Here is a 19,025-nt window from a genome sequence, read left to right as displayed (position 1 = left end):
TGCCAGCTCCTTGTGCTGACAGAGGGGGGGAACAACGGGTTCAGAGTGATCGGCCTGCCAGGAAGTTCGCCTTCGGGCGGCACATTTCTAGCGAGGCGACCAATGGCGGCATTGTGCTACTGCGGCGGACTGACCTCATAGCCTGCAAGGAACAGATCAATCGCCGATTCGATCACATGAGCCTGGGACGTTGCGTCGAGGGTGGGTTGGCCAAGGGTGATCTGCGGCCAGAACGCAAAGGCTTTGAGCAGGCTTTGTATCTGGTGAGCCGCGAACGCCGGGTCTTTGCAACTCAGGCGGCCATCTTCCTGGGCGGCGCGAACCCACTGGGTAAAGCCTTCTTCGCGCTCGCTCAAGCGGTTGACCATGTCTTGGGCCCGTTCAGGCGAATGAATAGTGGCCGCGATGGCCACGCGTGCCAGGTCGAGGAAGTTGGCATCCGCCATCATCTTCATTTTCGCTTCCAGCAACCCGCGCAGTTGATTGCGCAGTGGTTGGTCGCGGCTGTACGCCACATCCAGTTGCGCGGCGCTGCTGGCCCACAATTGGTGGAGTATTTCGGCGAACAGCTCTTCTTTACTGGGGAAGTGGTTGTAGACCGTGCGCTTGGAAACCCCGGCCGTGGCGGCGATCCTGTCCATGCTGGTGACCTCGAAGCCATGCTCGCGAAATTCGACGATGGCCGCTGCCACGATGGCTTCGCGTTTACGGTCGGTGAGGCGTTGGGAGGCAGTCATGGAGGAGGTTCGGCTCAAAAATGAAATTACACTCGGCAGTTTACTTGCTTCGGGTTTTGTTGCAATGTAGAAACTACACTGTGCAGTGTAATTTATGAGCGGACGCAGGAGTCACTCTGTAATGGCTACGATTTCAACCCGTGTTGGCCCGACATCCACTGCGCCCAGGCCTGCCGAGCGCGACCAGGGGCATTTCACCAACGACGCGCCGGTGCCCCACGGTGGCTTTGGCAAGACCTTGCGTATTTTTTGGAACATGTTGTTTAACAAGCCGCGCACCACAAGGCCTGTGGGCAACATCCCGGTACAACCCCTGACCCGCGAGCACTTGGCGGCAGCCCCCGATCACAGCGTGTTCCGCCTGGGCCATTCAACCGTGTTGTTGAAAATGCGCGGTAAATTCTGGATCACCGACCCCGTGTTCGCCGAACGCGCCTCACCGTTCAGTTGGGCCGGCCCCAAGCGCTTTCACCAACCCCCGATCAGTCTGGAGGAGCTGCCGCCGTTGGAAGCGGTGATCCTTTCCCACAATCACTACGACCACCTCGACCGCACGGCGGTCATCCAATTGGCCGCCAAGACGCGGTACTTTCTTGCGCCCTTAGGGGTGGGAGACACCCTGGTCAAATGGGGGGTGGACGCCGCCAAGGTGCGGCAACTGGATTGGTGGCAGGGCACCGAGGTCGATGGCATTCGTTTTGTTGCCACGCCGGCGCAGCATTTTTCCGGGCGTGGACTGTTTGACGGCAACCAGACCCTGTGGTGTTCCTGGGTGATGATCGATGACGCGCGGCGGATCTTTTTCAGCGGCGACACGGGTTATTTCGACGGCTTCAAGCGGATCGGCGAGCAATACGGACCGTTTGACCTGACCCTGATGGAAACCGGCGCCTATAACGTCGACTGGCCTCATGTGCATATGCAGCCGGAGCAAACGTTACAGGCGCATATCGACCTCAGGGGCCGCTGGTTGCTACCGATTCACAACGGTACGTTCGACTTGGCGTTTCACGCCTGGCACGAGCCGTTCGACCGCATCATGGCGCTGGCCTGGGAGCGCAACGTGTCGATTACTACGCCGGCGATGGGGCAAGCGTTCCGGCTTAACCAGCCCGAACGAGGGCATGCGTGGTGGTTGGAGGTAGAGACTCAGGATGTGAAAGAACAGGCTGCGGGTTAGCTGAAGAGCCTGTGAGAAAGGTGTTTTTCAGGGTGTTTCGACTCTGCGACAAACGTCAGAAGAGAGTGCGATGATCCGTCGGAAAGTTAATTTCGAGGGGCGTTGCAATGAACGAGGACTGCAAGAAACTCTGGCGACTGGGCATGCCGTGCCTCTCGGCATCGTCGCTCGCCGTATCAGGCGAGCATGCCGATCCTGGTTCTTCAACCGTCACCCAGGCGCGAACCGATAACGCCAGCACCGGTGCTATCGTTTTCGGTGCCGGACGCGCTGAGGGGACGGTACTCATACCCGGCTATAACGCCTTGCCTCCAATGATCAAGCCCACACGAGACCCCGCGTTATCACTGGTTGCCCTCAGTGGTGTCGACCCCACTGGGCCCGTGATGGTTGAAGTGCCCCTGGTGCAAAACAACAGCGCTTTTACTGCCTCCCCTGTGCTGGCGGGGTGGCGCATCGGCTATGCCATCCGCTACGTACGCGGTGGGCATGTTGAACCCACGGACCAGCGTGCAACCTTGCACCGTGCCTTCGTTATCCTCGGCCAAGCGGGTGTGCAATTAGTCGCAGTGGACGCGCAGCGTACGGACGACCCTCTCGAATCCGGTACGGCCATCGATGCGCTCGTGGCCAGCCATCGTTTGGATGCCCTGGTGTCAGACGCTCAGAGTGCGGCGTTTCATGCAGCGCGCAGAAGTGGATACCCCAGCGCCTGTCAGGCACTGGAGGATGGCACCCAACTCTGGTTTTACGGGGCCCGCTGGGCGGCTGATCGCGTGCAGGTCCTGCTGCAAACTTACCGCCAGCTACTATCAACTGTCGCGCCCACACCGGGTACGGAATGATCATACCGGGCAGCAGGATTAGCCTGCATAGCGACGCCGGAACAGCCTCTTAGACTGGTGTTGGGTTATCGGCCGATAGCTCTCTTTCAGTCAACTACAGGGGTATTTCCATGATCGGACCAGTTTCGGCAGGTGGGTGGGCGACAGGCCTGTTGCAAGCGCTTTCAAATCTGCCGCAGGGCTTCAAGGGCGTATGTCAAATGTCTGTGGAGATGGCCTGCCGCGACGGGGTCACCTCAGAATCGCTGGTGAAAGACACGTTCCGACAAATTGCCAATATTGATCATGGGCTGCAGGGCGGTAACGCGTTCATAGAAACCAACCCGGATGCGCTCCAGCAAGCCAGGGCGCTGGACCTTGAACGTGAAAAAGGCCAGGTGCGCGGGTATTTGCACGGCGTTCCGATCGCGCTCAAGGATGTATTCGAAACCAAGGACCGTATGCAGACAAGCGCCGGTTCCAAGGCTCTGGTGGGCAAGGCCGCCATTCAAAATGCCAAGGTCGTGGACAACTTGCTGAAGGCCGGCGTGGTGGTTGTAGGTAAAACCAACATGAGCGAACTGTCTAACTTCCGTTCTGAATCACCGGTGGATGGCTGGAGCTCCCGAGGCGGCCAGACGCTGAACCCGCATCGCCTGGGCGGGGCGGTAGCGGGTTCGAGCTCAGGTTCTGCCGTGGCGGTAGCCCAGGGGCATGTGCCGCTGGCGTTAGGGGTGGAAACCAACGGATCGATCACTACTCCCGCGGCCTACAACGGCGTTTTTGGCTTGAAAACCTCCGTGGGCTTGCTGAGTACCGAGGGTGTCATGACCAGTTCACGCATGGATACGATTGGCACGTTCACGCGCAATGTCTGCGATGCGGCAGAAGCGCTCAACGCCATGACCCAGACCACGCTTTACACCGAGGGACTGCGCTCCGATGCCTTGAAAGGCAAGCGAATTGGCTACACACCTGTGCCTGAATTGTCCGTAGAGGAGGCCAAAGACCCCGCGAAGCGGGCGGACCGTAAGCATTACGCGGATGCGCTTGAGGTGTTGAAGTCTCAAGGTGCGATCCTGGTGCCCGTGGGAACGCTGGAGGATGGCGTCGCTGAGCAAACCTACGCCGATTACAACGAAGCATTATTTTCAGACGTCAAGCACCAACTGGAAGAGTATCTCGCCGGGCGCGAGGGTTTGCCTGTCAAATCGCTTTCGGAGCTGATTGCTTTCAATAAGCGTCACCAGCAGCCCGGTGAGCCCGACCAGAAAGTGTTGGAGCTTATCAATGGCCTGGTGAGCACTCAGGACCAGCGCGATAAGCTGTGGGCGGCCGTCATTCCGGTTTTCCAGAAAACCATCGATGATCCGATGAAAAAGCACAGGCTCGATGCGATGGTGTCGAACTTCCTCTCAAACAACTATTTTTTCAGCGCTGCGGCAGGTTATCCGGGAATGTCCATTCCGTCCGGCCTTGATGATGAGGGGATGCCAACGGCGCTTTACCTTTACGGGTCGGCTAACAACGATGCCACAGTGCTGTCGGCGGCCTATGTTTATGAGCAAGCCACACGGGCGATTAAACAGCCGGCATTCCGCCCTGGCGCTCCCTTTACGCCAGCACCCGTAATGGCAGATAACGCGGTTGAGGGGCCTGCAGGCAACGTCTGAATGTGATTCAGCCTCTGCTTGAAAGCAGCATGAAAGCGGGTTAATCCATTGCATTGCCGCTGATCAGGCTGGACTCTACGCACCATTCGGTTGGGGAGTGGGTGACTCATTTGATGCAGCGGGTGAGCCCAGCAACCGAGAGAGGAGGCCTGGCGCTGCCGGTTCGGCCGATATGCTGTCGAACCGGCGTTTACTCATCCCCCACCCCGGTGCGAACCCTGGGAAAAACACCAGCCCTTGCGCTTCCAGGCAAAATGCCAGGGCCAATCGAGTGTCATCATCCACGTCGCCGTGGCTTTCCAATTGTTGAATGGCTTGCACCGCCACGCCGGCCTCGCGGGCCAGCTCTTCGCGGCTCCAGCCCAACATGATGCGCGCCTGGGCGCAGTGTTTGGCGGTGAATTGATGAAGGACGATCTGCTGTTCTACGTAAGAGCTCATTGCCAGAGAGGACATGGGGATTTCTCCAGGTTCGACAGGGGAGGCACAACTATACTGTTTTTTTATACAGTTGTTTGTACCGCTCATCAACTCAGGGCAATGGGTGGTGTTTTTCAGTGTGCGTTTACTCCATCCCCGGCGCCTCCCGGATGATCAGATGATCCAGGTTTTCAATATTCGCGCTGAATACCCCGAACGTCTGTTCGGGGTTCTTCTGGCTCGGTACCTGCTTGAGCTGCGGCGTCACGCCATAGAAAAAGCAATACAACGGTCGTTCGCTGCCCGCCGCAGCCTTGATCTGCGCCAGGAATGCCGTGCGCTTGCGGTAGCTATCGAGCAGTTTCTTGCTCAGGTAGACGTTGACGGAGTAGGGCTTCTTGTCGAGCCATACCTTCTTTTCGAAATCGATGCGAACACTGTTGGTGTAGTCCTTGATGGCTTTGATCTTGCCCCAATAGATCAGGCCCTGGTTGTCTTGCAGGTATTCGATTTTCTTGAAAAACGTCCAGTACGTCGCCGTGTGCTCGCCGATTTTCAACGGCATTGATTTGAGCTTGTCCTTGTCGTCGATATTCGACACGTAGCATTCCACCGGGTGGGCGAATACGCTGGTTTTATCTGGGGTAGTGTCGTTGTTGGCGTGGGATGTAGAGACGCGATCCGCTGGGGCTTTCACCGGGTCTTGCAGGGCGACGTTCTCGGCGCCTGTCAGAAGGCTCCTGCGTGTGTATTGACGTCGTGTGAGCACAAACTCCGACGGGAAATTTTCCTCGCGCTCGTCATCGCTTTCACCGATCGCGCTCTTATGGGTGCTGGCGTAGCGGCAACCATCAATATGCCGGGTGCTGGTCTTGTTCTTGAAATGCGGCGTGCGCTGGTAGTTGACGTTTTTCGCGTTGAAGGTGCTCAGCGTATTGCCCGTATCAAATGCCGCACGGCACACATCGTTGGGGCAGAGAAAGCGGTCGTTGTCGGAATCGAAATCGGCGGTTTCGTCGAAATTCAGGTCTCGTACGTCATAGATTGACAGTTTGTCATCGAGACTCAGGCTGTAGGCCGTGTCGAATTTCATGGGGCTCGGGTCCGTGAGAGGTTTGGCTATTAATAGCGAGAACCTGCGCAAATATCAGCAAGAACCTGCAACCCGCCGCCCACTCAGGAAGCACAGTGTGCCCCCGGCTGTGGTCAATGCCGCCAAGGCATAAAACATGCTGGCCGGCGCGGCGTTGATCAGCAGGTACACGCAAATCAACGGACCGATGACAATCAAATGTGGGAGGTGTCGAGCTTTAGCGAGGCTCCGATGGGATCACTCAGTCTCCCAGCCACCCCTGTGCCCGCATCACCGTTGCAACCGAGCCCGCCTTTTCTTCTTCGCATGAAAATGTCGAAAATGCGCATCCTGAGCCGCCGCCAGCAACTCCCGATCCCCGCGCGTATCGCCCCAGGCCCGGAGCCGATACTCGCCCAGATCCCCATACACCGCCTCAAGCCGCAGCACCTTATTCTCACAGCGGCAATTATTCCCGGTGAGCTTACCGGTCAACACCCCGTCGACCACCTCAAGCTCAGTCCCGATCAAGCGGATCCCCAGCCGATCGGCAAACGGCTGCAACACCAGCGCCGGCGACGCCGAACACAGCGTCACCACCGCTCCCGAGCCCAACTCCTGTTCCACCGACAACACGCCCGCCGGGCGCATCAACCGCGCCCAATTGCGCTGGCAATACTCCTCGGCCTTGCGCTGCACCCACGCCTTCTCCACCCCGGTCATGAAAGTGCGGATCAACTGCGCCTTCAATTCATCCCGGCTGATCTGCCGCACCAAAAAGCGCAGCCCCGGCACCGCCAGCTTGACCATCCGGCCATAAAACGCGCCAGTGCCGAAGGCAAACTTGAGGAAGGGCACGAAACTGTCGTGGTGGGTGAGGGTGCCGTCGAAGTCAAAGACGGAAAGTACTTTGGCGTCAACGGGGCCGGCTTCGAGCATGTCTGGGTTCACGGGTTGGCCTCGGTCCTATCTAGTATTTTTTTGAATGTGCATCAGGTGTGACAGCAGGAGTCTACTCCCGTGCCAATCTTCCGATCTTGGCGTAAAGCCCTTCGGTGAACGACTCCCGGTCACTCGACCGGTGACAACGCTGATGGCAATTGGGGCACAAGGCTACAGCATTGGTGATGCGATCCGAACCCTTCTGGGCTAGGTGCTTGACGTGATGTACTTCAAGAAATGGCAAACCGTCGACCTCAAACGGCGCGTTAGAGCCGCAGCCTTCGCAGATGCCCTCGGCCTCTTTCAGTACCCAGGCGCGTACCTTTGGGTCGCGAACAAAAGCGGTGCTGATGGTCGAGACCTTCTGCGGCTGGGCAATGCCGTCCGGTAGCTTAGTGAAAGGTTGTTGCTGCAGTTTGGACGCGCGGCGGATGAGCGTTTGCTCGTCTGCTGTTTGGGCAGCGTCTTCGGATTCGAATACACCCTGCGCGGCCAGCGCTTGGCGGATGCGTTGCTCCACGCCTGTGCCCACGTTCTTCGCAGGCTTATAGCCTTCGATGCGGTCCCTGCCCATACGTACCAGAACGGTTGAGATATTTTGCATGCGAAATTCGATGGAGCCCTTCGCGCGGCCTGCCACTGGGCCTTCACGTAGAAGGCGGTTTTCGAGGGCTTTGTTGAAAGGGTGGCCATTCTTTTCCCAGGCCAACATCTTTAGGTATGCCTCGACCGCAGCTGCCAGCTCCGCGTCGCTCCAGTCCGTTTTGTCTTTCGTAATATCCATACAGCCGCCGAGGGTAGAAAACCCTCGGACGATACTGAGTAGCCATTATTGCGTCTACGAAATTTCCTACGCATTGGTAGGATTCGGCGGTCGTCAGAGTTAGTAGATTCGCTGCTTCATTCGGAAAGGTTGAGTGACCTTGCGCCACCATGAAGTCCTTGCGGACTCTTTCCGATAGGTTCGATTGACCAACAGATACGGCATGTCTCGAAGGCGAATCCAGCCTTCATCCTGCCAGTGCAGCAGGTTCAACGACATCTCAGGCCAATCCAGCATGCTCAGTAGCGGTCGCTCCACCGTTCGCGGCTGACGCTCGTCGCGCAACGTCGGAACGACTTCATGGGTGAGCCAGCTACGTAACAGCCTGTTTTCCGGGGCGTAGTGATAGACCAACAGTGCATACGCACCGGATTCGCTGATCATCAGCATTTCTTCCGGTTGACCGTGGAGCAGTAACTTCAGGTATTGCCGTTGATCGGCATCGAGCTTACGAGTCGTTCGTTCATCCAAGCAGTAACCCATCAAGCGCCCGAGATCCCGCGCACAGAACCATGGTTGGTTTTCTAAAAGGAGGGCGTGTAGAGGAAGATGATGTCTGGTGAACACGACAGCAATAGAAGGCTCAGGCATTACTGCATTCTTGGCCGCCGGTAAGTCGAGCGGATATGGGTTAGGCATTTCCTATGACCTCTACGTGATTTTCAGGAGGGCTAGGGCCCAACGTAGAGAGCGGATTCAAGAAACTCCAACAGGCTCGCCATCAATGCAGCATTACACCCACATGACCAAAGATCAGTCGGATTTCTACTGTTCGATCAGGGCTAGCTTCTACGTTGGGCGTTTCTTAGGCACCGGCAGACGAGGCTATCAGTATCGAAATTCGCATCAATCATTTTGTGGATGATCAAGGTGTAAGACACTTCCTATTCATGGAGGCGTAAAAAAGCCCTGAACAAGTCAGGGCTTCTCAAGTTTGCTTAGCTTGGGAATCAATCCCAGCTCAGCGCGCCGCCAGTCTGATACTCAATCACCCGAGTCTCAAAGAAATTCTTCTCTTTCTTCAAGTCCATGATCTCGCTCATCCACGGGAAAGGGTTAGTCGTCCCTGGATACTCTTCCTTCAACCCAATCTGCGACAAACGACGGTTAGCGATGAACTTGAGGTAATCCTCCATCATCGCCGCATTCATCCCCAGCACCCCACGCGGCATGGTATCGCGCGCATATTCAATCTCCAGCTGCGTACCTTGCAGGATCATCTGGGTCGCTTCTTCCTTCATCTCGGCATCCCACAAATGCGGGTTTTCGATTTTGATCTGGTTGATCACATCGATACCGAAGTTCAGGTGCATCGACTCATCGCGCAGGATGTACTGGAACTGCTCGGCCACGCCGGTCATTTTGTTGCGGCGGCCCATGGAGAGGATCTGGGTGAAGCCGCAATAGAAGAAGATGCCTTCCAGCACGCAGTAGTAGGCGACCAGGTTGCGCAGCAGTTCCTTGTCGGTGTCGACGGTGCCGGTTTCGAACTTGGGATCGGAGATCGAACGGGTGTACTTCAGGCCCCAGGCGGCCTTTTTGGCCACCGATGGAATCTCGTGGTACATGTTGAAGATCTCGCCTTCATCCATGGCCAGGGATTCGATGCAGTACTGGTAGGCGTGGGTGTGGATCGCTTCTTCGAAGGCCTGGCGCAGGATGTACTGGCGGCACTCCGGGTTGGTGATCAGGCGGTACACGGCCAGCACCAGGTTGTTGGCGACCAGGGAGTCGGCGGTGGAGAAGAAGCCGAGGTTGCGCATGACGATGCGTCGTTCGTCGTCGGTCAGGCCTTCGGGGTCTTTCCACAGGGCGATGTCGGCGGTCATGTTGACCTCTTGCGGCATCCAGTGGTTGGCGCAGCCGTCGAGGTATTTCTGCCAGGCCCAGTCGTACTTGAAGGGCACGAGTTGGTTGAGGTCGGCGCGGCAGTTGATCATGCGTTTTTCGTCAACGGCGACGCGGGCGGAGGCGCCTTCTAGTTCGGCGAGGCCTTCGGCGACGTCGAGTTTGTCCAGGGCGGCCTTGGCGCGCACGATGGCGGCGGAGTCATTGGCGGTGACGGCGCGGGCTTCGATGGCGGCAGCAGCGCCGGCACCGTCAAGGCGGTCCATGTTGGCTTCGGTGGCGTGGCCGGCGTTGGCGCCTTTGGTGGCTACTTCGCCTTCTTCTTCTTTGTCGAATTCGTCCCAGCTCAGCATGACGTGTCGTCTCCTGCGTGAGGGCTCAAAGGTGCCCGTGTGAAACCGGATGGTTGGGTGTTCACACGGCCCTCGGGCCGCGGTGGATCTTAAGGAATCGTTTGTTGCAGCAGCTAGCGCAGGCATTAAACGCAATTGGGTTACGGGTTCTGCATGAGGCTTGAGGTGCGGAGCGGCGGGGGCTTGCTCCAGCGGAGGCCTCAGGTCTGGCTCTTCGTCCCTGTGTAAAGGGATATTGCAGGCCCGATTTACCCGCGCATTATAGGGAAAAATTCGGGTTTGTGTTGTGGCGGATTGTCCCGGTGAGCGGACAAAAAGGCTGCTATTTGGGCCAGGGCGAGGGTTTGCAGGGGGTTGGCGGGGTAGGAAGTTTTTGACGGGCGGTGGGATGTTTTTTTGTGGAGGGGAGGGCGGTGGATTAAGGACCGGCTCTTTGCCGCAAGAACGATTTCTTGCGGCGAACAAGAATCCACTAACCAATAATCAGCCGTTAGAGCAGCCGTTACCCATTACATGATAATTAAGAATATGACGCTGACCTTGGGAATCTTCATATTCCATCTTTGCCGGTACAACTTCGCATACTTCCGGGATGTTGCTCATGGAGACTACTTTAGCGACGTCCAAGTGGGTGCTGTAGGTATAGTCCTCAACAATCGGGGCGTTCTGGCCAGCCAGCTCGGTCGGGGCTTCGTCGGCCAGGGCGGCGGTGGCGCACAGGCTGCTGAGGGCTAAAACTAATAACGCTTTCATTTCTCTATTTACCTTCTTCAGGGCGAAAGGGGTCACGGGGCCCTTGTGAGGCCGCGTGTGTAACTTGAGAGTTGGGAAGTTCGGATTAACGTTGCCTTCGTGGGGGCTGTTGCGGTGTTAATCTCGGTGTCGTGTTGACGGGGTTGATTCTAGGCCTGCGGCTTATATTCATATACCCGTGGTTTTGATAAACACTTTTGGCAGTTTTTGTAACAATCCCCTGATGAAGGTTTTTTCAGAATCCCGCGAAGCGCCACGGGGCGCGGGCCAGAGCGGCAGCCGGGCATAGCTGGGTAATTTGTAGGGTCTTGTTACTACCATCGTCGAATGGTTCTATAGGCCCACCCCGGCTACAACAGGGGCCATACAACAACAACTATGTCACCGAGGTAAGAAAGATGAGTGCGGCTTCCCTGTACCCCGTTCGCCCCGAAGTAGCAGCCAACACGCTGACCGACGAGGCGACCTACAAGGCGATGTACCAGCAATCGGTGGTCAATCCCGATGGTTTCTGGCGCGAGCAAGCCAAGCGTCTTGACTGGATCAAGCCTTTCACCACGGTGAAGCAGACGTCGTTCGACGATCACCATGTCGACATCAAGTGGTTCGCCGATGGCACCCTGAACGTTTCCTACAACTGCCTGGACCGTCACCTCGCCGAGCGTGGCGACCAGATCGCGATCATCTGGGAGGGCGATGACCCTGCCGAGAGCCGCAACATCACGTACCGCGAGCTGCATGAACAAGTCTGCAAGTTTGCCAACGCCCTGCGCGGCCAGGACGTGCATCGCGGCGACGTGGTGACTATCTATATGCCGATGATCCCCGAAGCCGTGGTCGCCATGCTGGCCTGTACCCGCATCGGTGCGATTCATTCCGTGGTGTTCGGCGGTTTCTCGCCGGAAGCCCTGGCCGGTCGCATCATCGACTGTAAGTCGAAGGTGGTGATCACTGCCGACGAAGGCATTCGCGCCGGTAAGAAGATTCCGCTGAAGGCCAACGTCGATGACGCACTGACCAACCCGGAAACCAGCAGCATCCAGAAGGTCATCGTGTGCAAGCGCACCAATGGCACGATCAAGTGGAACCAGCATCGCGACATCTGGTACGAAGACCTGATGAAAGTGGCGGGCACCGTGTGTGCGCCCAAAGAGATGGGCGCCGAAGAAGCGCTGTTCATCCTCTACACCTCCGGTTCCACCGGCAAGCCGAAGGGTGTGCAACACACCACCGGCGGCTACCTGCTGTATGCGGCCCTGACCCATGAGCGCGTGTTCGACTACCGCCCAGGCGAAATCTACTGGTGCACCGCCGACGTGGGCTGGGTCACCGGCCACACTTATATTGTCTACGGCCCGCTGGCGAATGGCGCGACCACCTTGCTGTTCGAAGGTGTGCCGAACTATCCGGACATCACCCGGGTGGCGAAAATCGTCGACAAGCACAAGGTCAATATCCTCTATACCGCACCCACCGCGATCCGCGCCATGATGGCATCGGGCACCGCCGCCGTTGAAGGCGCCGATGGCAGCAGCCTGCGCCTGTTGGGCTCGGTAGGCGAGCCGATCAACCCGGAAGCCTGGGACTGGTACTACAAGAATGTCGGCCAATCCCGTTGCCCGATTGTCGACACCTGGTGGCAGACCGAAACCGGCGGCAACATGATGAGCCCGCTGCCGGGCGCCCATGCGCTCAAGCCGGGTTCAGCGGCGCGGCCGTTCTTCGGTGTGGTGCCGGCGTTGGTGGACAACCTCGGCAACCTGATCGAAGGCGCTGCCGAGGGCAACCTGGTGATCCTCGATTCGTGGCCGGGCCAGGCGCGTACGCTGTTTGGCGATCATGACCGTTTCGTCGATACCTACTTCAAGACCTTCCGTGGCATGTATTTCACCGGCGACGGTGCGCGGCGCGACGAGGACGGCTACTACTGGATCACCGGGCGTGTGGACGACGTGTTGAACGTGTCGGGCCACCGCATGGGCACGGCCGAGATCGAAAGCGCGATGGTGGCACACCCGAAAGTCGCGGAAGCGGCGGTGGTCGGCGTGCCGCATGACATCAAGGGGCAGGGCATTTATGTCTATGTCACTTTGATCGGTGGCGAAGAGCCGACCGAACAATTGCGCCTGGAGCTGAAAAACTGGGTGCGCAAGGAAATCGGCCCGATTGCCTCACCGGACGTGATCCAGTGGGCGCCGGGCTTGCCGAAGACGCGTTCGGGGAAAATCATGCGGCGGATTCTGCGCAAGATTGCCACGGCTGAGTATGACGGGTTGGGGGATATCTCCACCCTGGCCGACCCAGGGGTGGTGGCGCATTTGATCGAGACGCACAAGACCATGAACGTCGCGTAAGGCGGGGTTGGTGGGAAAGAGCCCCATTCGGTGTGAGCCGGGTGGGGCTTTTTTGTGGGCTCTCGAGACCACTGAAGCTCTATTGTGGGAGGGGGCTTGCTCCCGATAGCGTTGGGTCAGTTGATACAGCTGTCACTGACCTGCCGCTATCGGGAGCAAGCCCCCTCCCACATTTGGATTGCATTTCAAGGCCTGTACAGCTGCTGCCTGCATAGCCAGCTGACAAATAAATATCGGTTTTCACAGTAGGACGTTTCTGAATGTTACCGGTTAACGCAAATGTGTAACCCCGCGCCCAGGCATGAGGCAAACGGCTACGCTCGCGCCCAGGAAAACCGCGTTTTAGACACCCTTTGAAATAAGATTAAACGCCACACTTGCCGTGCTAGAAGGGTTTGCGAATAATAGGCCCGCAATTTGCAGCATCAGCTGGTTTAATATCTTTTGTCTCTGCATAAAATTCAGAGGCTGTCAATGAGTTGGAACCGCTTTCTCGGTGCTTCTGTAAATTGTTGTCGCATTGAGGAAATATCGGCTTCCAGCCTGTCGTTAGAATGCCGATCACTCGCTCGTCGTCGCTGGCACGCACTGGCGCAGGACGCTGCACCGCTTTCGGTTTCACCTTCGCCGCATCGTGGGCCATGGCTCATACTGCTGTTTTGCCCTATACCGATGGAGTCCCAAGATGAAGAAACTCGTGCTGTTGGGCGCCCTGGCGCTGTCCGTGCTGTCCATGCAGGCTTTCGCTGAAGGCAAACCGCTGAAAATTGGTATCGAAGCCGCTTACCCTCCGTTTGCCTCGAAGGCGCCGGATGGCAGCATCGTCGGTTTTGACTACGACATCGGCAATGCCCTGTGCAAGCAGATGGACGTGAAGTGCACGTGGGTCGAGCAGGAATTCGACGGTTTGATCCCGGCGCTGAAAGTGCGCAAGATCGACGCGATCCTGTCATCCATGTCCATTACTGAAGACCGCAAGAAGTCCGTGGACTTCACCACCCGCTACTACCTGACCCCAGCTCGCCTGGTGATGAAGGAAGGCACTGCCGTCAGCGACAGCCTGGATGAATTGAAAAGCAAGAAGATCGGCGTGCAGCGCGGTTCGATCCATGACCGTTTCGCCAAGGAAGTCCTGGCTCCGAAGGGCGCGACCATCGTTCCTTACGGCACCCAGAACGAAATCTACCTGGACGTGCAAGCCGGTCGCCTCGACGGCACCGTGGCCGACGCCACCCTGCTGCAGGACGGTTTCCTGAAAACCGACGCCGGCAAAGGCTACGCGTTCACAGGTCCCGCGTTCACCGACGTCAAATACTTCGGCGACGGCGTAGGCATCGCGGTTCGCAAAGGCGACAAGGAAAACCTGGAGCGCATCAACGCCGCTATTGCCGCGATCCGCGCCAACGGCGAATACAAGAAGATCCAGGACAAGTACTTCGACTTCGATATTTACGGCGCTGATGCCAAGTAAATAGTCGCAGCTGTCTGTCCGAAATGGCGCAAGCAACAGAACACTCTGAAGTTTGCGCCATTTTTTCATCCCCCTTTTCGAGGACCTGAATCATGTTGAAAGGCTACGGGGCCGTCATCCTCGATGGCGCATGGTTGACGCTTCAGCTCGCCTTGTCGTCCATGGCCCTGGCCATTGTTCTGGGGCTGATCGGGGTCGCGTTGCGCCTGTCGCCGGTGCGCTGGCTGGCGTGGCTGGGCGACCTGTACTCCACGGTGATCCGCGGGATCCCCGACCTGGTGCTGATCCTGCTGATTTTCTACGGTGGCCAGGACTTGCTTAACCGCGTCGCGCCGATGCTCGGCTTTGACGACTATATTGACCTGAACCCCCTGGCCGCCGGTATCGGCACCCTGGGTTTCATCTTTGGCGCCTACCTGTCGGAAACCTTCCGCGGCGCCTTCATGGCCATTCCCAAGGGTCAGGCGGAAGCCGGCCTGGCGTATGGCATGAGTAGCTTCCAGGTGTTTTTCCGGGTGATGGTGCCGCAGATGATCCGGCTGGCGATCCCCGGTTTCACCAATAACTGGCTGGTACTCACCAAGGCCACCGCGCTGATTTCAGTGGTGGGCCTGCAAGACATGATGTTCAAGGCCAAGCAGGCGGCCGACGCCACCCGCGAGCCTTTTACCTTCTTCCTCGCAGTGGCGGCGATGTACCTGGTGATCACCAGCGTGTCGTTGCTGGCCCTGCGCTATCTTGAGAAGCGCTACTCGGTAGGCGTAAGGGCGGCTGATCTATGATCTTCGACTACAACGTCATCTGGGAGGCCATGCCGCTGTACCTTGGCGGCTTGCTGACCACCCTGAAACTGCTCGCCATTTCGCTGTTCTTCGGCTTGCTCGCCGCCTTGCCCCTGGGCTTGATGCGCGTGTCCAAACAGCCGATCGTCAACGGCGTGGCATGGCTCTACACCTATGTGATCCGCGGCACACCGATGCTGGTGCAGCTGTTTTTGATCTACTACGGCTTGGCCCAGTTCGAGGCCGTGCGGGAAAGCTTCCTGTGGCCGTTGCTGTCCAGCGCCACCTTCTGCGCGTGCCTGGCGTTCGCGATCAACACCAGCGCCTACACCGCCGAGATCATCGCCGGCAGCCTCAAGGCCACGCCCAATGGCGAGATCGAAGCGGCCAAGGCCATGGGCATGTCGCGCTACAAGCTGTACCGCCGCATCCTGCTGCCCTCGGCCCTGCGCCGCGCGCTGCCGCAGTACAGCAACGAAGTGATCATGATGCTGCAGACCACCAGCCTGGCCTCCATCGTCACCTTGATCGACATCACCGGTGCCGCGCGCACGGTGAATGCCCAGTACTACCTGCCGTTCGAAGCCTATATCACCGCTGGCGCGTTCTACCTGTGCCTGACGTTCATCCTGGTGCGCCTGTTCAAGTTGGCCGAGCGCCGCTGGCTGAGCTACCTGGCGCCACGGAAGCATTGATATGGAACGTATCGATCACCTGTTGCCCTGGGGCCACCTGGGTTGTGAGCGCCAGCTGAGTGTGTTCCGTTTCGGCAGTGGCGAGCGCAAGGCCTACATCCAGGCCAGCCTGCACGCCGATGAGTTGCCCGGCATGCGCGCCGCCTGGGAGTTGAAAAAACGCCTTACCGCCCTGGAACGCCAAGGGGCGCTCAATGGCGTGATCGAGTTGGTGCCAGTCGCCAACCCGATGGGCCTGGGCCAATTGCTGCAAGGCAGCCACCAGGGGCGTTTCGAGATTGGCAGCGGCAAGAATTTCAACCGCGATTTCGTCGAGTTGAGCGTGCCCGTCGCCGAGCGTCTGCACGGCAAGCTGGGCGATGACCCCCACGCCAATGTGCGCCTGATCCGCCAGGCCATGAGCGACGTGCTCAGCGCCTTGCCGCCGCCGAGCAGCCAGTTGCAAGGCATGCAGCGCATTCTGCTGAGCCATGCCTGCACCGCCGACATCGTCCTCGACCTGCATTGCGACGCCGAAGCCGCGCTGCACATGTATGCGCTGCCCCAGCACTGGCCGCAGTGGCGTTCGCTGTCGGCGCATTTGAATGTGAAGGTCGGCCTGCTGGCGGAAGATTCCGGCGGCAGTTCGTTTGACGAAGCGTGTTCGTTGCCGTGGCTGCGTTTGTCCCGGGCGTTCCCCGAGGCGCAGATTGCGCTGGCCTGTCTGGCGACAACCCTGGAGTTGGGCGGCCAGGCCGACACCGGCCGCGACGAGGCGATCTTCCACGCCGAGGGCATCCTGGCGTTCCTCGCCGAACAAGGCTTGATCAAGGGCGAATGGCCCGCGCCGCAGCACGAGGCGTGTGAAGGCATGCCCTTCGAAGGCACCGAGCTGCTGTTCGCACCCCACGCCGGGGTGATCAGTTATCTGCGTAAAGCCGGTGACTGGGTTGAAACCGGCGAACCGATTTTTGAAGTGATTGATCCTCTGACCGACCGCGTCAGCATTGTCTGCGCGGGCACGTCCGGGGTGTTGTTCGCCGTTGAACGGCTGCGTTATGCCCAAGCGGGTTTCTGGCTGGCCAAGGTGGCGGGGCGCGAAGCGCTGCGTCACGGGCGCTTGCTCAACGACTGACCACCTGTTTTTGTGAGAACCGACCGCATGTACAAACTTGAAGTCCAAGACCTGCATAAACGCTATGGCAGTCATGAAGTGCTCAAAGGCGTGTCCCTGGCCGCCGCTGCCGGTGATGTGATCAGCATCATCGGCTCCAGCGGTTCGGGCAAAAGTACCTTTTTGCGCTGTATCAACCTGCTGGAGCAACCTCACGCCGGCAAGATTCTGCTCAATAACGAAGAGCTGAAACTGGTCGCGAACAAAGATGGCGCCATGAAGGCCGCCGACCCTAAACAACTGCAACGCATGCGTTCGCGCCTGTCCATGGTGTTCCAGCATTTCAACCTGTGGTCGCACATGACCGCGCTGGAAAACGTGATGGAAGCGCCGGTGCACGTGCTGGGCATGTCGAAAAAAGACGCCCGTGAAAAGGCCGAGCATTATCTGGCCAAGGTTGGCGTGGGCCATCGCAAGGACGCGTTCCCCGGCCACATGTCCGGCGGCGAGCAGCAGCGCGTGGCGATCGCCCGTGCCCTGGCGATGGAGCCGGAGGTGATGCTGTTCGACGAACCCACCTCGGCGCTCGACCCGGAACTGGTCGGCGAAGTGCTCAAGGTGATGCAGGACCTGGCCCAGGAAGGTCGCACCATGGTGGTGGTGACCCACGAAATGGGCTTTGCCCGTGAAGTGTCGAACCAGTTGGTGTTCTTGCACAAAGGCATCGTCGAAGAGCGCGGCAATCCGCGTGAAGTGCTGGTGAATCCGCAGTCTGTGCGCCTTCAGCAGTTCCTCTCCGGCAGCTTGAAATAACCCACTTCACTGGAGACGCTGCACCCTGTGGGAGGGGGCTTGCTCCCGATAGCGGTACATCAGATACACATTTGCTGACTGATCCGCCGCTATCGGGAGCAAGCCCCCTCCCACATTGGGATCTTCATCGTTTTGAGATTTCTATTCACTTACGGGCTAGCATTGGCCTTTGTCTTCATTACCGTTACTCGCTTCGGATAGCCTTCCATGACCGCCCATAAAATTGGTTTCCTGATTTGGCCCAGCACAAAAGCCCTCACGCTTGCGCTGGCTGAGGAGGCCTTGCGCGTTGCTCAGCGGGTGCATCCGGACGTGGTCTACGAGCTGTCGTTTTTGCTCGCAGAGCCGGCCACCGAAGGCGCCTGGCAACTGCCGGGCGAACCGTGGGCCGGTAAGCTGGAAGGCTTTCAGAAACTGTTCCTGCTGGCCGACGAGCCGCCCACCGTTATCGCTTCGCAACTGAGCTCCGCCCTCAAGCAACTGGTGCGCGCCGGTTGTGTGATCGGCGGTTTGTCGGCCGGTGTCTACCCGTTAGCCCAGCTCGGCCTGCTCGACGGCTACCGCGCCGCCGTGCACTGGCGTTGGCAGGATGATTTTGCCGAGCGTTTCCCCAAGGTCATCGCCACCAGCCATCTGTTCGACTGGGATCGCGACCGCCTGACCGCCTGCGGTGGCATGTCGGTACTCGACCTGCTGCTGGCGGTGCTGGCCCGTGACCACGGCGCCGAACTGGCCGGCGCCGTTTCCGAGGAATTGGTGGTGGAGCGCATCCGCGAAGGCGGCGAGCGCCAGCGCATTCCGCTGCAAAACCGCCTGGGCTCCAGCCATCCGAAGCTGACCCAGGCGGTGTTGCTGATGGAAGCCAATATCGAGGAGCCGCTGACCACCGATGAAATCGCCCAGCACGTGTGTGTGTCGCGACGACAACTGGAGCGGATCTTCAAGCAGTACCTCAATCGCGTCCCCAGCCAGTACTACCTGGAGCTGCGCCTGAACAAGGCGCGCCAGATGCTCATGCAGACCAGCAAGTCGATCATCCAGATCGGCCTGTCCTGCGGCTTCTCCTCGGGGCCGCATTTCTCCAGCGCCTACCGCAACTTCTTCGGCGCCACCCCGCGTGAAGACCGCAACCAGCGGCGCAGCAGCAGCCCGTTCGAACTGTCGTCGGTGCCGTCCGAGCGCGGTTGAGTCG

General features: G+C 58.7%; 19 protein-coding genes and 1 pseudogene. 10 read left to right on the top strand and 10 right to left on the bottom strand.

The window, feature by feature from the left end:
• Positions 1-116: 116 nt before the first annotated feature.
• Complete coding sequence (locus tag C4J93_RS20295) at positions 117-737, bottom strand: TetR/AcrR family transcriptional regulator (protein ID WP_124430318.1); 621 nt, start codon at positions 735-737, stop codon at positions 117-119.
• Between the two features lie 121 nt (positions 738-858).
• Between C4J93_RS20295 and C4J93_RS20290 the strand changes: the two genes are divergently transcribed.
• The 3 genes from C4J93_RS20290 to C4J93_RS20280 all read left to right on the top strand — a co-directional run bounded on the left by C4J93_RS20290 (position 859) and on the right by C4J93_RS20280 (position 4,414).
• A complete protein-coding gene (locus C4J93_RS20290) occupies positions 859-1,917 on the top strand; it encodes an MBL fold metallo-hydrolase (RefSeq protein ID WP_124430317.1) in 1,059 nt (352 codons plus the stop codon).
• Positions 1,918-2,024: 107 nt separating this feature from the next.
• On the top strand, positions 2,025-2,762 hold the full coding sequence (locus C4J93_RS20285; RefSeq protein ID WP_177412801.1) for a hypothetical protein: 738 nt from the start codon (positions 2,025-2,027) through the stop codon (positions 2,760-2,762).
• A 110-nt stretch (positions 2,763-2,872) separates the two neighbouring features.
• Positions 2,873-4,414, top strand: coding sequence for an amidase family protein (locus C4J93_RS20280; RefSeq protein WP_256660097.1), 1,542 nt, complete (start codon positions 2,873-2,875; stop codon positions 4,412-4,414).
• Positions 4,415-4,489: 75 nt separating this feature from the next.
• Here the strand turns inward: C4J93_RS20280 and C4J93_RS20275 are convergent, their stop codons facing one another.
• From C4J93_RS20275 to C4J93_RS20240, 8 genes and pseudogenes are all read right to left on the bottom strand, one after another.
• On the bottom strand, positions 4,490-4,870 hold the full coding sequence (locus tag C4J93_RS20275) for a helix-turn-helix transcriptional regulator (RefSeq protein WP_124405056.1): 381 nt from the start codon (positions 4,868-4,870) through the stop codon (positions 4,490-4,492).
• Between the two features lie 109 nt (positions 4,871-4,979).
• Positions 4,980-5,927, bottom strand: coding sequence for a hypothetical protein (locus C4J93_RS20270; RefSeq protein ID WP_124430316.1), 948 nt, complete (start codon positions 5,925-5,927; stop codon positions 4,980-4,982).
• A 54-nt stretch (positions 5,928-5,981) separates the two neighbouring features.
• Positions 5,982-6,116, bottom strand: a pseudogene (locus C4J93_RS27495) (MFS transporter); the annotation flags it as partial.
• Positions 6,117-6,197: 81 nt separating this feature from the next.
• A complete protein-coding gene (locus tag C4J93_RS20260; RefSeq protein WP_124365199.1) occupies positions 6,198-6,845 on the bottom strand; it encodes an HAD-IB family hydrolase in 648 nt (215 codons plus the stop codon).
• A gap of 73 nt (positions 6,846-6,918) precedes the next feature.
• Positions 6,919-7,632 carry an HNH endonuclease signature motif containing protein gene (locus C4J93_RS20255; protein WP_124430315.1) on the bottom strand — a complete coding sequence of 238 codons (714 nt, stop codon included), beginning with the start codon at positions 7,630-7,632 and terminating at the stop codon, positions 6,919-6,921.
• 99 nt (positions 7,633-7,731) lie between these two features.
• Positions 7,732-8,310 (bottom strand): Bro-N domain-containing protein, encoded by a 579-nt coding sequence (locus C4J93_RS20250; protein ID WP_124430314.1) that lies wholly within the window; start codon positions 8,308-8,310, stop codon positions 7,732-7,734.
• Between the two features lie 311 nt (positions 8,311-8,621).
• Positions 8,622-9,872, bottom strand: coding sequence for a ribonucleotide-diphosphate reductase subunit beta (locus C4J93_RS20245; protein WP_124364060.1), 1,251 nt, complete (start codon positions 9,870-9,872; stop codon positions 8,622-8,624).
• 483 nt (positions 9,873-10,355) lie between these two features.
• Positions 10,356-10,625 (bottom strand): DUF2790 domain-containing protein, encoded by a 270-nt coding sequence (locus C4J93_RS20240; RefSeq protein ID WP_124364059.1) that lies wholly within the window; start codon positions 10,623-10,625, stop codon positions 10,356-10,358.
• A 398-nt stretch (positions 10,626-11,023) separates the two neighbouring features.
• On the opposite strand from C4J93_RS20240, the gene acs reads away from it, so the two are divergent.
• On the top strand, positions 11,024-12,979 hold the full coding sequence (acs, locus tag C4J93_RS20235; protein WP_124368069.1) for an acetate--CoA ligase: 1,956 nt from the start codon (positions 11,024-11,026) through the stop codon (positions 12,977-12,979).
• 385 nt (positions 12,980-13,364) lie between these two features.
• Here acs and C4J93_RS20230 read toward each other — a convergent pair whose 3' ends face one another.
• Positions 13,365-13,622 carry a hypothetical protein gene (locus tag C4J93_RS20230; protein WP_124364057.1) on the bottom strand — a complete coding sequence of 86 codons (258 nt, stop codon included), beginning with the start codon at positions 13,620-13,622 and terminating at the stop codon, positions 13,365-13,367.
• A gap of 42 nt (positions 13,623-13,664) precedes the next feature.
• Here C4J93_RS20230 and C4J93_RS20225 point away from each other — a divergent pair, with 42 nt between their 5' ends.
• The 6 genes from C4J93_RS20225 to argR all read left to right on the top strand — a co-directional run bounded on the left by C4J93_RS20225 (position 13,665) and on the right by argR (position 19,021).
• Positions 13,665-14,450, top strand: coding sequence for an ABC transporter substrate-binding protein (locus C4J93_RS20225; RefSeq protein ID WP_124430313.1), 786 nt, complete (start codon positions 13,665-13,667; stop codon positions 14,448-14,450).
• Positions 14,451-14,542: 92 nt separating this feature from the next.
• Entirely contained in the window at positions 14,543-15,232 is a 690-nt protein-coding gene (locus C4J93_RS20220; protein WP_078738713.1) for an ABC transporter permease, read from the top strand.
• Positions 15,229-15,927, top strand: coding sequence for an ABC transporter permease (locus C4J93_RS20215; protein ID WP_124371614.1), 699 nt, complete (start codon positions 15,229-15,231; stop codon positions 15,925-15,927). The genes C4J93_RS20220 and C4J93_RS20215 overlap by 4 nt, the downstream gene beginning before the upstream one ends.
• 1 nt (position 15,928) lies before the next feature.
• On the top strand, positions 15,929-17,041 hold the full coding sequence (locus tag C4J93_RS20210; protein ID WP_124430312.1) for a succinylglutamate desuccinylase/aspartoacylase family protein: 1,113 nt from the start codon (positions 15,929-15,931) through the stop codon (positions 17,039-17,041).
• A gap of 27 nt (positions 17,042-17,068) precedes the next feature.
• Positions 17,069-17,833 carry an ABC transporter ATP-binding protein gene (locus tag C4J93_RS20205; protein ID WP_046069190.1) on the top strand — a complete coding sequence of 255 codons (765 nt, stop codon included), beginning with the start codon at positions 17,069-17,071 and terminating at the stop codon, positions 17,831-17,833.
• Between the two features lie 207 nt (positions 17,834-18,040).
• On the top strand, positions 18,041-19,021 hold the full coding sequence (gene argR / locus C4J93_RS20200) for a transcriptional regulator ArgR (protein WP_124371611.1): 981 nt from the start codon (positions 18,041-18,043) through the stop codon (positions 19,019-19,021).
• Positions 19,022-19,025: the final 4 nt, after the last annotated feature.

Source organism: Pseudomonas sp. R2-37-08W (assembly GCF_003851705.1).
GTDB lineage: Bacteria > Pseudomonadota > Gammaproteobacteria > Pseudomonadales > Pseudomonadaceae > Aquipseudomonas.
The sequence above is the reverse complement of the archived record's forward strand: the minus strand, read 5'-3'. Positions and strand labels throughout refer to the sequence as shown.

Coding starts and splice junctions, on each gene's coding strand:
- C4J93_RS20295 (WP_124430318.1), bottom strand. CDS start 737: ATGACTGCCTCCCAACGCCTCACCGACCGTAAACGCGAAGCCATCGTG.
- C4J93_RS20290 (WP_124430317.1), top strand. CDS start 859: ATGGCTACGATTTCAACCCGTGTTGGCCCGACATCCACTGCGCCCAGG.
- C4J93_RS20285 (WP_177412801.1), top strand. CDS start 2,025: ATGAACGAGGACTGCAAGAAACTCTGGCGACTGGGCATGCCGTGCCTC.
- C4J93_RS20280 (WP_256660097.1), top strand. CDS start 2,873: ATGATCGGACCAGTTTCGGCAGGTGGGTGGGCGACAGGCCTGTTGCAA.
- C4J93_RS20275 (WP_124405056.1), bottom strand. CDS start 4,870: ATGTCCTCTCTGGCAATGAGCTCTTACGTAGAACAGCAGATCGTCCTT.
- C4J93_RS20270 (WP_124430316.1), bottom strand. CDS start 5,927: ATGAAATTCGACACGGCCTACAGCCTGAGTCTCGATGACAAACTGTCA.
- C4J93_RS20260 (WP_124365199.1), bottom strand. CDS start 6,845: ATGCTCGAAGCCGGCCCCGTTGACGCCAAAGTACTTTCCGTCTTTGAC.
- C4J93_RS20255 (WP_124430315.1), bottom strand. CDS start 7,632: ATGGATATTACGAAAGACAAAACGGACTGGAGCGACGCGGAGCTGGCA.
- C4J93_RS20250 (WP_124430314.1), bottom strand. CDS start 8,310: ATGCCTAACCCATATCCGCTCGACTTACCGGCGGCCAAGAATGCAGTA.
- C4J93_RS20245 (WP_124364060.1), bottom strand. CDS start 9,872: ATGCTGAGCTGGGACGAATTCGACAAAGAAGAAGAAGGCGAAGTAGCC.
- C4J93_RS20240 (WP_124364059.1), bottom strand. CDS start 10,625: ATGAAAGCGTTATTAGTTTTAGCCCTCAGCAGCCTGTGCGCCACCGCC.
- acs (WP_124368069.1), top strand. CDS start 11,024: ATGAGTGCGGCTTCCCTGTACCCCGTTCGCCCCGAAGTAGCAGCCAAC.
- C4J93_RS20230 (WP_124364057.1), bottom strand. CDS start 13,622: ATGGCCCACGATGCGGCGAAGGTGAAACCGAAAGCGGTGCAGCGTCCT.
- C4J93_RS20225 (WP_124430313.1), top strand. CDS start 13,665: ATGAAGAAACTCGTGCTGTTGGGCGCCCTGGCGCTGTCCGTGCTGTCC.
- C4J93_RS20220 (WP_078738713.1), top strand. CDS start 14,543: ATGTTGAAAGGCTACGGGGCCGTCATCCTCGATGGCGCATGGTTGACG.
- C4J93_RS20215 (WP_124371614.1), top strand. CDS start 15,229: ATGATCTTCGACTACAACGTCATCTGGGAGGCCATGCCGCTGTACCTT.
- C4J93_RS20210 (WP_124430312.1), top strand. CDS start 15,929: ATGGAACGTATCGATCACCTGTTGCCCTGGGGCCACCTGGGTTGTGAG.
- C4J93_RS20205 (WP_046069190.1), top strand. CDS start 17,069: ATGTACAAACTTGAAGTCCAAGACCTGCATAAACGCTATGGCAGTCAT.
- argR (WP_124371611.1), top strand. CDS start 18,041: ATGACCGCCCATAAAATTGGTTTCCTGATTTGGCCCAGCACAAAAGCC.